Here is a 12,388-nt window from a genome sequence, read left to right as displayed (position 1 = left end):
CGTATTCCGGGGCGGATCACTCCGCCTCGTCTTCCGCGACCCGGACCCCTACCTTCAGCACGTGATCGTTCTCTTTTTCCGCTACTGTCCACACCATCCCGGCGAACTCCACCTGGTCGCCCACCACCGGCGCGGCGCCCAGCAGCTGCTGAACCACTTCCCCCAGCGACTGCTGATGTTCGCGGAACTCCTCTCCGCCGTCGATGCCGTAGATTTGCGCCACATCGGCGAAGCGGGCCCCGGCATCAAGGATAAAGTCGCCGAAAAAGCGCTGATCGAGCGCCACCGGCGGCGACTGGCTGAACATTTTGCCCAGCGCAGGCAGGTCGTGTTCCCGGCCAATGACGCACAGGATATCGCCTTCCCGCAGGCGGGTGCTGCCGGTGGGGTGCAGCAGGGCATTGTTGCGAAACAGCGCGGCAATCCGCGTCTCCGGCGGCATATGCAGGTCGCGCAGCGCCGCGCCGATGCACCATTTATCGGCCCCCAGCTGGTAGACGAACTGCTCCCACGGGTTTTCCGGGTGAATATCCAGCCCGACGCGGGAGATGGGCCAGCTGATGGGCGGCACCACCACTTTGGCTTTTTTCGCCGCCCACGATAGCGAGGTGCCCTGCAGCAGCAGCGACACCAGCACCACGAAGAAGGCGACATTGAAGAACAGGCGGGCGTTGTCCAGGCCGGCCATCATCGGGAACACCGCGAGAATAATCGGCACCGCGCCGCGCAGGCCAACCCAGCTGATAAACACCCGTTCACGGAGGTTAAACCCGCGGAACGGCAGCAGACCGGCAAACACCGACAGCGGACGGGCAATGAAAATCATCCACATCGACAGCAGCAGCGCCGGGATAGCGATCGGCAGCAGGTCGGAGGGCGTCACCAGCATGCCCAGCACCAGGAACATGGCGATTTGCGCCAGCCACGCCAGACCGTCGAAGTTCTGCAGGATACCGTGCCGGTTGCGGATCGGCCGGTTGCCCAGCAAAAAGCCGCAGAGATAGACGGCGAGGATACCGCTGCCGTCGAGGGTGGTGGTGACGGCGAAAATCATGATCCCGCCGCTCAGCGCCAGCAGCGGATAGAGCCCGGCGGGCAGCACGATGCGGTTGATCATCTGCAGCAGCAGGTAGCCGCCGCCGAGGCCGATGACGATCCCGAGGCCAAACTGTTGAATGATATGCACGGCGAACATCCAGCTGAGGCCGGTCTGGTGCTGCTGGATCATTTCGATCAGGGTGATGGTCAGGAAAACCGCCATCGGGTCGTTACTGCCTGACTCAATTTCCAGCGTCGAGCCGACGCGCTCGTTGAGCCCCTTGCCGCCGAGCAGCGAGAAGACCGCTGCGGCGTCGGTGGAGCCGACAATGGCGCCGATCAGCAGGCCTTCGATCATATCCAGTTTGAACAGCCAGGCCGCCATCATCCCGGTGAGCGCCGAAGTGATCAGCACCCCGACCGTCGCCAGCGACAGCGCCGGCCACAGCGCGACGCGAAAGGAGCTGGCCTGGGTGCGCATCCCGCCGTCCAGCAGGATCACCGCCAGCGCCAGGTTACTCACCATGTAGGCGAAGGGGTAGTTGTCGAAGGGGATGCCGCCGATGCCGTCAATGCCTGCCAGCATCCCGATAGCCAGAAAGATGACCAGAATCGGGATGCCAAGGCGAGAAGAAAAGGAGCTCAATAAGATACTGCAGGTTACTAAAACAGAACCCAGAATAAACAGACTAATGACCGCAGCGGCGTCCAATGTTCACGTACTCCCTGACTGGCGTGAAAAAATGGCTAAAAGTGACACTATTTTAACAATTCGCAGGGGATCCGCCTATGCGTCTGACAAATTTATTCTGCCAGCACCGGGTGGCCGCTGATTGTCAGGGTGGTGGCCGCCGCCTGATTCACCAGCCGCGCGCGCCCCCCCAGCGGCAGGGTCACCGTGCGCTGCTCGTGACCAAACTCCAGTCCGCTAATCATCGGAACAGAGAGCTGCTGGCGCAGGTAATCAAAGACCTGCGGCAGGTCGTAACCCGCGTCATAGTCGTTCGGCGTGCCGCCGGTGAAGCTGCCGAAGATCACCGCCCTCTGCGCCGCCAGTACGCCGCTGTGCAACAGCTGAAGCAGCATGCGTTCGACGCGGAACGGGTGCTCATTGATATCCTCCACCACCAGGATGCCGTCGCGGATCGCCGGCAGCCACGGGGTGCCGATAAGCGAGGTCAGCATCGCCAGATTCCCGCCCCACAGGGTGCCTTCCACCCGGCAGTTCGGCCCTTCGCCCGGCCATTCGAGGGTGAATTCCGGCTGGCGCAGCGCCTGCCAGAAATGGTGTTCGGTAAACGGATCGAGGGTCTCCGCGCCGAAGTTGCCCGCGAGCATCGGCCCGCTGAAGGTGACGACATTGCCCAGGGCCAGCAGGCCCGACTGGATGGCGGTGAAATCGCTGTGGCCGCAAATCAGCAGCGGGTCGCGCTGCTGGCGGGCAATCAGCCCCTGCCAGTCGATATGCGGCAGCAGACGACTGGCGCCGTAGCCGCCGCGCACCGCGAGGACGATCCGGTTGCGCCCGGGCAGCTGGGCAAGCTGGTTAATATCGGCCAGCCGTTCATGTTCAGTCCCGGCGAAACGCTGCAGCCGGCGGGGAATGACCTGCTGGTGGGCCACCTCGTGTCCGGCCTGCTGCAGACGCTCGACGCCGCGGGCCGCCGCCTGCTGGTTGATGCAATAACCGGATGGCGCGACCAGATAAAACTGAGACATGATAATTCCTTGCTATGAATGAAAGGGTTATGATGCCGCCTGGAATGGCGATTGTCATCTCCAGGTGGCTAACTTCAGTCCGCACCCGTCATCCTTCTGGCTGTCGGCGGGCGGGGGTCGTACCGCTGCCGTCGTTCTGCAGCATGATGGCGTTTGGGTAGATAAGGATAGATGTGTGAAATTGAGATGGTTGCTTATTTTAGTCGTTTTTCTTGCCGGTTGTAGTTCGAAACATGATTACACCAATCCGCCGTGGAACCCCGAGGTCCCGGTGAAGCGGGCGATGCAGTGGATGCCGATCAGTGAAAAAGCTGGCGCCGCCTGGGGCGTGGATCCGCAGCTGATCACGGCGATCATCGCCATCGAGTCGGGCGGTAACCCTGCGGTAGTGAGTAAATCCGGCGCCGTCGGGCTGATGCAGCTTAAGCCGTCGACCTCCGGACGCGATGTCTACCGGCGGATGGGCTGGCGCGGCGAGCCGTCGGTCAGCGAGCTGAAAAACCCGGAACGGAATATCTCGATGGGGGCCGCCTATCTGAGCATTCTGGAAAACGGCCCGCTGGCGGGGATCAAAGACCCGCAGGTGATGCGCTACGCGGTGGTGGTCTCCTACGCCAACGGCGCGGGCGCGCTGCTGCGCACCTTCTCGTCAAACCGGCAGGACGCCATCGAGGAGATTAACGATCTCGACGCCGATGAGTTCTTCGAGCATGTGGTGAAAAAACACCCGGCTCCGCAGGCGCCGCGCTATATCTGGAAGCTGCAGAAAGCGCTGGATGCCATGTAATCCCTCGTTTGGCCTCCGGGAGTCTCCCGGAGGCCACGTCCTCAGAAATCGTAGCCGACGGTAGCCATCACGCTGCGCTCAGCTCCCCAGTAGCAGTTGCCGGTGCCGTAGCAGCCGGAAACGTATTCACGATTGCCGATATTGTTGGCGTTAACCTGCACATAAGCGCCTTTCAGCCCCGGCGACCAGACGCCGAGGTCGGCCCGCATCATGGCATCCATCAACGTCACCGACGGCAGCCGTGCGGTGTTGGCATCATCCGCCCACTGTTTGCCGATGTAGCGGACGCCGGCGCCCACCGAGATCCCCGCCGGGAATTGATAGCGCGCCCAGAAGGAGGCCATCTGATCCGGGGTCAGCTGCGGCGTGTTGTTGTCGGTACCGTCCTTAGTATCCTGGAAGCGCAGACGATTCCAGGTATACGAGGCGATAGTGCTCAGCTGCGGCGTGATCTGATGGTGCGCTTCCAGTTCGACGCCCTGGGAATGCACTTTCCCCGCTGGAATATAGGTGGCGGTGGCGATGTTCGGGTCGCGGGTGGCGACATCCTTTTGCGTCAGGTCGTAAATCGCGATGCTGTAGAGGTCGCTGCTGCCCGGCGGCTGGAACTTCAGGCCGGCTTCAAACTGTTCGGCGGTGGTCGGTTTCAACGGTTTGCCATCCGCGCCGGGCAGCATCGCCGGGGTAATCGCCTGACTGTAGCTCAGATAGGGTGAAAGCCCGTTGTCCAGAGCGTACAACAGCGAGGCGCGGCCGCTGATATGGTCGTCTGAACGGCGGTTTGAGGTGCCCTGGGTGTCGCTGACCTGCTGGGAAACGATGCGGTCATAGCGGGCGGAAACATCCATATGCCAGCGGTCCCAGACCATCTCATCCTGTAGATACAGCCCGGTCTGGTAATAGCGGCGATTATTGTCATCGCTGTAGGTCACAGTATGCCCGGTCTGGGCGGTATAGCCGGTAAACGGGTTAAGCGGCGCCGCGCCGCCGGCGCCGGTCCACAGATCGTTGCGGAAGCGATGATATTCGGCGCCGAGGATCAGGGTATGCGCCAGATCGCCAGTATTGAAATCGGCGCGCAGGCGGTTATCGGTTGACCAGCCGTCCAGCGAACCGCGCGAGCCGCTGTAGCCGCGGGCCAGCCTATCGCTGTCATCTATCCAGCCGACCTGGTAGACCTGATCGAGGGAGACGTTGGTGTGGGTGTAGCTCCCGGCGGAATAGACCGACCAGACGTCGGTGAACTGGTGGTCAAACTCATAGCTGTAGATCTGCTGGCGGCGCTGATAGCCATCTCCCGGATCGCCCTCGTTGGTGCTGGTGGAGAGCTTACGGCCATTGTGCGCGTAGCGGGTGCCGTCCAGCGGCAAAGAGCCATGATAGCCGCCGGAAGGATCTTTTTGCAGATAGGCGCGCAGCAGCAGCGAGGTGTCGCTGTCCGGCTGCCACAGCAGGGAAGGCGAAATGGCGTAGCGCTCTTCGCGGGTATGGTCATACTGCGTGTCGCTGCTGCGGGTCATACCGATCAGCCGCCATGCCCACTGCTCATTGATGGCGTCGGTGTAATCGAAGGCCGCGCCTTTGGTATTTTGCGTTCCGCCAGTCAGGCGGACGTGGCCCTGCTGACTGAACTGCGGGCGCTTGGAGGTCAGGTTGACCACGCCGCCCGGCACGCTTTGCCCGTAGAGCGCGGAGGAGGGGCCGCGGATCACATCGACGCGTTCGATAAACCATGGGTCGATCTGCACAACGTTATGGCTGCCGCCGTCGCTCATCAGGCGCATGCCGTCGAGGAACAGGTTATCGACGTCGCCGCCGTGGTAGCCGCGCAGGGAGATGGCGTCAAACCGGGTGGCGCCGCCGCCGAAGCTGGAATAGACCCCTGGGGTATATTCCAGCGCCTGGCTGATGGTATTCGCCCCCTGATCCGCCATCTGCTGGCGGGTGACAACCGACACCGACTGGGCGGTGGTGATTAACGGCTGGTCGGTTTTCGTCGCCCCGAGCGAGGTGCTGGCGCTATAGCCTTCAGTCGGCGCGCTGGCAGACGCCGGCGGGCTGGCCGTCACCACCACCGTCTCTTCGGCCTGCGCGGTGAAGGGAAGTGCGACCGCGAGGGCGTACAGCAGCCCCGGGCGTTTTCGAGAAATAGCCACGTTCATAAGATCATCCTGAACCAGCGCGGTCTGGTACTCCTGTACGCCGCCGCGGGAAAAACGAATCTGTCATTATTCGTTAAAAAGTAATGCGAATTATTATTGTTTGTATTTGTGCAATCAAGCGAAAAGGTGACCTGTTCAGCGCGAGGGGGTGGAGAGGTGTTTCCCGCGAGCCGCAGAATGGCCCTGCGCGGGAGGGTCGTGACCAGGGAGACCGCTTCACCCCTACCGATTTTGGTAGGGGGAAGCGGAACAGCGTCAGGAGCCGGTCTTTTGCGGTGCCGCAGGGGCGGGGTCGTTAGCGGCGGGTTTGTCCTGTAGTGAAGGCGTTGTCGCCGGACGGGTGGCGGGCAGCGCATCGCAGGGTTTCTCCTGCGGACAGATCAGGTCCAGCATCTTAAGGGTGACGCCGTTGGTCCAGCCAAAACCGTCCTGCAGTGGATATTCCCCACCGCCGCCGCCGGTGCCGGTCGAACTCACATCATACTTCTCCACCAGCTTTTGTTTGCTGTCATAGGTATGCTGCACGTTGGTCAGGAAACGCCAACTGACCTCCATGGCGATCTTCTGCTGGCCATAGTTTTGCAGCCCCTCGACGGCCACCCACTGCAGCGGCGCCCAGCCGTTGGGGGCGTCCCACTGCTGGCCGCTGTTGATGGTGGTGGTGGTCAGCCCGCCGGGTTTGAGCAGCCGCGACTTGGCGGCGGCCGCCACTTTCGTCGCCCGCTCGCGTGACGCGGCATTGACGTACAGCGGGAACAGCGCCGCGGCGGTCAGCTGATTGCGCACCTTGTGGCTTTTCAGATCGTAATCGGCGTACCACCCCTCTTTTTCATTCCACAGGTATTTCTCGATAGCCTGCTGGCGGGTGTTGGCCAGCGCATCGTACCGCGTAGCGCCAGCGCTGTCCCCCGCAGCTTTACTGGCGCGGGCGAGGGTTTTCTCCAGATGGAACATCAGGGCATTGAGATCGACCGGAACAATCGAGGTGGTGCGAATGGTGGCGAGCTGCTGCGGATTGTCCATCCAGCGGGAGCTGAAATCCCAGCCGGAAGCGGCGGCGGAGCGCAGGTCGCGATAGATCTCGGTGGCCGGACGATTCGGGTTGCTTTTGGCGGTTTTGACGTCGTCAAGCCAGGACTCGGGGCGCGGGGTGTCGTTATCGTCCCAGTAGCGGTTGAGCAGCGCGCCATCGGCCATCCGCACCGCCCGTTTGTCGGCGCTGCCGGGAGCCAGCGCGTCCGCCCCGGCCATCCAGTAGCGATACTCTTTCTCCAGCTGCGGCTGGTAGGTTTTCAGCACCTGGTCGCCATCGTGCGTCGCCAGCAGGCTTACCATAAAGGAGAAGAAGGGGGGCTGCGAACGGCTGAGGTAATAGGTGCGGTTACCGTTGGGGATATGGCCCCAGGTGTCAATTTCCGCGGCGAAGTTGGCGACCATATCTTCGACTTTATCCCAGTGACCGCTTTCGGCAAGACCCAGCATGGTGAAATAGCTGTCCCAGTAATAGACTTCGCGAAAGCGTCCTCCGGGGACCACGTAGGGCTTAGGCAGCGGCAGCAGCGAGTCCCACTTTTCCACCTCGACGGTGCTGCGGGTCAGGACCGGCCACAGGCCGTCGATATGCTGACGCAGGGTTTGCCCTTTGGGCGGCACATAGGTGTCGTTCTCTTTCGGCAGCGTGAAGTTCAGCTCGACGAAGTGGCGCAGGTCGAAGCTGGCCTGGTTTTTTTGCATCCGGTAATCGGCAAGGATCATCAGCGGATCGCTGTTAGGGATCGCGTCGGCGAAGGTTTTTTGATCGGCAAAGAGCTTTGCGCTCTGGACATCATTAAACAACGGGCCCAGCAGAATATCCGGCGAGGGTGGCGGCGCGGTTTTGCCGTCTTCCGCCTGGACATTCAGGCTCATCAGGGCGAGCAGGGCGCCGCCGATCGCCAGGCGCAGGGAACAGGGCAAAGCAGCGGGACGATGTGCATCAGTACTCGTCATGGGGAGTTCTCCTTATCATTATCGACTGCGGGCCACGACGTTTGGCCATCCAAAAACCTTAGACGAATATCTGCCGCTGCGCGTGTCAGGGGTAACATTTTGCGCGAAAACAGAGGATTTACCTGCCTGGTTTTCTGCTACAACCGCCGGCAACGCGATTAGGCTTACCGGCAAGCCAAGGAGCCCGGGCCACTGGCCACGGCGCGCTGGAGGCGAATACCAGCGGATCGAGAAGGGTTGTGAGGCCCGGCCTGCGGCACACCGGCTGACGGCGCTGGCGTCCACCATGGCGCAAAAATCGTCGCCCTGCCTCACGACGGTGCAACCGCAGCCGGGCGCAGGCGGCCATTGTGGCGATTTTTTGCACAATCAGACGGCGGGTCAGAACCGATTTGCACAACGCCGCGGCGGCGGATGACCTGGCATAATTAATGCTTATCTCTTACCGGGATTACCACAAAGTGAGTACAACCGGAGGAGACGGCCATGATAAAAATAACGCTTCCTGACGGGCATTATTATGACGAGATGCTGACCGCCCAGGGTGAACAGCGGCCGCACTATAATGCCTGGTGGCAATGGTTTCGCAACACCGATCAATTCTCTATCCGGCAGAAAAAAGCGCAAGCGGAACTGCTCTTTCACCGTATCGGCATCACTTTTAACGTTTACGGCGAGGATGAAGGGACCGAGCGGCTGATCCCGTTTGACAGCGTGCCGCGGATCATCCCCGCCGGGGAGTGGCAGCGCATTGACCGCGGTATACGCCAGCGGGTGAAAGCGCTGAACGCTTTTCTCTATGACATCTATCATGAGCAGAATATCCTGCGTGCGGGGCTGATCCCGGCCGAACAGGTGCTGGCCAACGAGCAGTATCAGCCGTGCATGCAGGGCATCAACCTGCCAAACAACACCTATGCCCATATCACCGGCGTCGATATGGTGCGCAATAACGACGGTCAGTACTACGTGCTGGAGGATAATCTGCGCACGCCGTCCGGTGTCTCCTACATGCTCGAAAACCGTAAGATGATGATGCGCCTCTATCCGGAGATGTTCGAGCAGCATCACATTGCGCCGGTGGAGCGCTACCCGAGCTACCTCCTGCAGACCCTGCGCGAAAGTTCGCTGGTGGATGATCCCTGCGTCGTGGTGATGACGCCGGGTCGCTTCAACAGCGCCTACTTCGAGCACAGCTTCCTGGCGCAGCAGATGGGGGTCGAGCTGGTGGAAAGCGCCGACCTGTTTATTAAAAACGGCGCGGTGTATATGCGCACCACCGAGGGGCCGCGGCGGGTGGATGTGATTTATCGCCGCATCGATGACGCCTGGCTCGACCCGCTGGCCTTCCGCGCCGATTCGATGCTCGGCGTACCGGGGCTGCTGTCCGTTTATCGCGCCGGCGGCGTGGTGCTGGCCAACGCCATCGGCACCGGGGTGGCCGACGACAAATCGATCTACCCGTACGTCCCGGAGATGATCCGCTTTTACCTCGGCGAACAGCCGATCCTCAGCAATATCCCCACCTGGCAGTGCCGGAAAGCGGAGGACCTGCGCTACGTGCTGAGCAATCTGGAGCTGATGGTGGTCAAGGAGGTCCATGGCGCCGGGGGCTACGGCATGCTGGTCGGCCCGCGTTCCACCAAAGAGGAGCGGGAGGCCTTCCGCCAGCGCCTGCTGGCCAATCCGGCCAACTATATCGCCCAGGACACCCTCGCGCTGTCGACCTGCCCGACCTTCGTTGATGAAGGGCTGTCGCCGCGGCATATCGATTTACGTCCCTACGTGCTGTCCGGGCAGGAGATGCGGCTGGTGCCTGGCGGCCTGACCCGCGTGGCGCTGACCGAAGGGTCGCTGGTGGTCAACTCGTCGCAGGGCGGCGGAACCAAGGATACCTGGGTGATGGAGGATGACGCATCATGCTAAGTCGTACGGCGAGTGAACTGTTCTGGATGGCCCGCTATCTTGAGCGGGCGGAGAGCTACGCCCGGGTGCTGGACGTGACCTGGAAATTATCAATGATCCCCCGCCACAGTCAGCAGTCGCGGGATCTGGCGCTGCCGCTGAATTTGTCGATGACCCACGAGCTGTTTCAGGCGCGCCACGCCCGCTTTACCATGAGCAATCTGCTCAACTTTTTTGCCCTCGATGGCAACAACCCCTGCAGTATTTACAGCTGCGTGGAGATGGCGTGGAACAACGCGCACGCGGTGCGCGGCAGTCTGTCGGCCGAAGTGTGGGAGAGCATCAATGCCACCCGCATCGAGCTGCGAACCCTCCGCCAGCAGGGGCTGGGCGAGCTGGGGAGCGACGGCTTTTTCGAGTGGGTGAAAGAGCGGGTGCATCTGTTTCGCGGGGCGGTGATTGGCACGCTGCTGCGCAACGACGCCCTGAGCTTTATCGGTATCGGCACGCTGATCGAGCGTGCGTTCGCCACCACCCAGCTGCTGCTGATTAAGGATCAACAGCTGACCAACGATCCGGACCCGGTGCGTGAATACTACCGGCTGGATACCCTGCTCAATGCGGTCAGCGCCCGCGAAGCATACAACAGCCTCTACCGCCAGCCGGTCAGTCGCGAAACGGTGATGGAGCTGCTGATCCTGCGTAACGATATTCCACGTTCGCTGCGCGCCAGCATTGCCGACCTGGTGGGCGAACTGGAGAAGATCGCCAACGATCGCTCCTATCAGCCGCTGCGCCTCGCCCATCAGCTCAACGTTGACCTGCGCTTCAGCACCCGTGACGACCTGGCGCAGGCGGACCTGCAGACCACGCTTAACGGACTGCTGGCGAGAATTAACGCCCTGTCCGACAGCATCAGACAAACCTATCTGGAGGCCTTATGAAACTGGTCATCGATCATCTCACCCGCTACGGCTACGATGAAGAAGTGAAGTTTTCCACCCAGTATCTGCGCCTGACGCCGCGCAGCACCGGACGGCAGACCATCACCGCCTGGACGCTGACCCTGCCGGACGGCGCGGCGGTGACCACCACCGACGGCTGGGGCAATGTGCTGCATGTGCTGACGCTGGATAACCCGCACAAAGAGATCACCATCCGCGCCAGCGGGATTGTCGATATCGCCGACGAGGGGGAAGAGACGCGTGATGAAGAGGCCGAGCTGCTGTCGCCGCTGGTTTTTCTGCGCTCTACGCCGCTGACCCGCGCCGATACGGCGATCCGTGAGTTTGCCCAGCGCCTCTATCGTCCCGATGCGGCGGAAGAGAGTTTGAATCAACTGATGGCGGATCTGCTGTTAAGAATGCCATACTCCCCCGGCGCGACCCAGGTGCAGGACTCCGCTGCCGACGCCTTCGCCCGGGCGAAGGGTGTGTGCCAGGATCATACCCATGTTTTTCTCGCCTGCTGCCGGGCGCTGGACATCCCGGCGCGCTACGTCAGCGGCTATGTCTACAGCGATAACGCCCAGCATGTGGCGATGCATGCCTGGGCGGAAGTGTGGCTCGACGGCCGCTGGCTGTCGTTTGATATAACCAATAATACCCGTCGTCTGAATCAGCATCTGCGGCTGGCGACCGGGCTGGATTATCTCGACGCCTGCCCGGTACGGGGCACCCGGTTGGGCGGCGGCGGGGAGATTATGTTAACCAACGCTGAAGTGCGCGAACACAGCCAGCAGGCGCAGCAGCAATAATACGGGAATAACCGCAATGACCTACTGTGTGGCCATGTGCCTGGCGGATGGACTGGTGTTTGCTTCCGACTCCCGCACCAACGCGGGCGTCGACCATATTGCCACTTTTAAAAAGCTGCACGTTTTCCATCAGGAAGGGGAACGGGTGCTGGTGCTGCAATCCGCCGGCAACCTGGCCACCACCCAGAGCGTGATAAGCCTGCTCAGCGCGCGGATCCGTACCCAGCAGGAGCCGAACCTGATGCAGGTGACTTCCCTCTACGACGCCGCCATGCTGATCGGGAAAACGCTGCTGGAGGTGATCCAGCGCGACAGCAGCAACCAGCAAAACTGCAGTAACACCAACTTCAACTGCAACCTGCTGCTTGGCGGCCAGATCGCCGGCGAAACCCATCGTCTGTTCCATATTTATCCGGAGGGCAACTTTATTGAAGCCACCCGCGACACGCCTTATTTCCAGATTGGCGAAAGCAAGTACGGCAAGCCGATCATCGATCGGGTGCTGACCATCGATACGCCGCTGGAGCAGGCGATGTGCTGCGCGTTGATCTCCATTGACTCGACGCTGCGCAGTAATCTGTCCGTCGGTCTGCCGCTGGATACGCTGCTCTACCGCAGCGGCAGCCTGTGCAGCGCCGGGCAGCATCGCATCACCGACAGCGATCCCTACTTCAACCGCATCCGCAAGGCGTGGTCGGAAGGGCTGTTGCACACCTTCCGGACCCTGCCGACCTGGACCCCAGCGGAGCGGGAAGAGGAGTAGTCTCTGCGCCGCTCCGCCGGCCACGCCGGCGCGAAGGCGGATAAGGCGCCAGCCTCCAGCGGGCAAGAAGGGGGGTACGTTGCCTGCGGTGGATTGCCGGGCGGCGCTGCGCTAACACCGGCCTGCAGTGACCGGGGATCGACGTTCATCCCGTAGGCCCGGCAAGCTTAGCGCCGCCGGGCGATGGGCCATCTTAACCGGATGGTGGTTGCAGCGAACGTCTCCCCTTAACTCATACCACGGCTGTCAGAATCCCACGTTATTTGCAC

General features: G+C 61.7%; 9 protein-coding genes. 5 read left to right on the top strand and 4 right to left on the bottom strand.

What is annotated here, in order from left to right; all coding sequences use genetic code 11:
* Positions 1-16: 16 nt before the first annotated feature.
* Both ABLV54_RS26020 and ldcA read right to left on the bottom strand, forming a co-directional pair.
* Positions 17-1,750, bottom strand: a complete 1,734-nt coding sequence (locus tag ABLV54_RS26020; protein ID WP_348814249.1) for a potassium/proton antiporter — start codon at positions 1,748-1,750, stop codon at positions 17-19.
* Between the two features lie 92 nt (positions 1,751-1,842).
* Positions 1,843-2,757, bottom strand: a complete 915-nt coding sequence (ldcA, locus tag ABLV54_RS26015; protein ID WP_226563725.1) for a muramoyltetrapeptide carboxypeptidase — start codon at positions 2,755-2,757, stop codon at positions 1,843-1,845.
* Between the two features lie 175 nt (positions 2,758-2,932).
* On the opposite strand from ldcA, the gene emtA reads away from it, so the two are divergent.
* Positions 2,933-3,544, top strand: coding sequence for a membrane-bound lytic murein transglycosylase EmtA (gene emtA / locus ABLV54_RS26010; RefSeq protein WP_002910846.1), 612 nt, complete (start codon positions 2,933-2,935; stop codon positions 3,542-3,544).
* A gap of 41 nt (positions 3,545-3,585) precedes the next feature.
* On the opposite strand, the gene ABLV54_RS26005 is transcribed toward emtA, so the two are convergent.
* Entirely contained in the window at positions 3,586-5,706 is a 2,121-nt protein-coding gene (locus tag ABLV54_RS26005; RefSeq protein WP_064157417.1) for a TonB-dependent siderophore receptor, read from the bottom strand.
* Positions 5,707-5,961: 255 nt separating this feature from the next.
* Positions 5,962-7,695 (bottom strand): alpha,alpha-trehalase, encoded by a 1,734-nt coding sequence (locus tag ABLV54_RS26000; protein WP_135704179.1) that lies wholly within the window; start codon positions 7,693-7,695, stop codon positions 5,962-5,964.
* A gap of 486 nt (positions 7,696-8,181) precedes the next feature.
* Here ABLV54_RS26000 and ABLV54_RS25995 point away from each other — a divergent pair, with 486 nt between their 5' ends.
* Genes ABLV54_RS25995 through ABLV54_RS25980 form a run of 4 tightly spaced genes read left to right on the top strand, consistent with a single transcriptional unit; the run spans position 8,182 to position 12,119 of the window.
* Positions 8,182-9,621, top strand: a complete 1,440-nt coding sequence (locus tag ABLV54_RS25995; protein WP_004180417.1) for a circularly permuted type 2 ATP-grasp protein — start codon at positions 8,182-8,184, stop codon at positions 9,619-9,621.
* A complete protein-coding gene (locus ABLV54_RS25990) occupies positions 9,615-10,544 on the top strand; it encodes an alpha-E domain-containing protein (protein ID WP_002910835.1) in 930 nt (309 codons plus the stop codon). Before ABLV54_RS25995 ends, ABLV54_RS25990 begins: the two co-directional genes overlap by 7 nt.
* Positions 10,541-11,356: a transglutaminase family protein gene (locus ABLV54_RS25985; RefSeq protein WP_032453344.1), complete on the top strand. Its 816-nt coding sequence runs from the start codon at positions 10,541-10,543 to the stop codon at positions 11,354-11,356. Before ABLV54_RS25990 ends, ABLV54_RS25985 begins: the two co-directional genes overlap by 4 nt.
* Before the next feature lie 16 nt (positions 11,357-11,372).
* The gene (locus tag ABLV54_RS25980; protein ID WP_123822639.1) at positions 11,373-12,119 is read left to right on the top strand and encodes a proteasome-type protease; all 747 of its coding nucleotides are present in this window, start codon (positions 11,373-11,375) and stop codon (positions 12,117-12,119) included.
* The last annotated feature ends 269 nt before the right edge of the window (positions 12,120-12,388 follow it).

The organism is Klebsiella sp. JB_Kp042 (assembly GCF_040065275.1).
In the GTDB taxonomy this organism is placed as follows: domain Bacteria; phylum Pseudomonadota; class Gammaproteobacteria; order Enterobacterales; family Enterobacteriaceae; genus Klebsiella; species Klebsiella quasipneumoniae.
This window is presented reverse-complemented; position numbering and strand designations above follow the sequence as displayed.

Coding starts and splice junctions, on each gene's coding strand:
- ldcA (WP_226563725.1), bottom strand. CDS start 2,757: ATGTCTCAGTTTTATCTGGTCGCGCCATCCGGTTATTGCATCAACCAG.
- ABLV54_RS26005 (WP_064157417.1), bottom strand. CDS start 5,706: ATGAACGTGGCTATTTCTCGAAAACGCCCGGGGCTGCTGTACGCCCTC.
- ABLV54_RS26000 (WP_135704179.1), bottom strand. CDS start 7,695: ATGACGAGTACTGATGCACATCGTCCCGCTGCTTTGCCCTGTTCCCTG.
- ABLV54_RS25995 (WP_004180417.1), top strand. CDS start 8,182: ATGATAAAAATAACGCTTCCTGACGGGCATTATTATGACGAGATGCTG.
- ABLV54_RS25990 (WP_002910835.1), top strand. CDS start 9,615: ATGCTAAGTCGTACGGCGAGTGAACTGTTCTGGATGGCCCGCTATCTT.
- ABLV54_RS25985 (WP_032453344.1), top strand. CDS start 10,541: ATGAAACTGGTCATCGATCATCTCACCCGCTACGGCTACGATGAAGAA.
- ABLV54_RS25980 (WP_123822639.1), top strand. CDS start 11,373: ATGACCTACTGTGTGGCCATGTGCCTGGCGGATGGACTGGTGTTTGCT.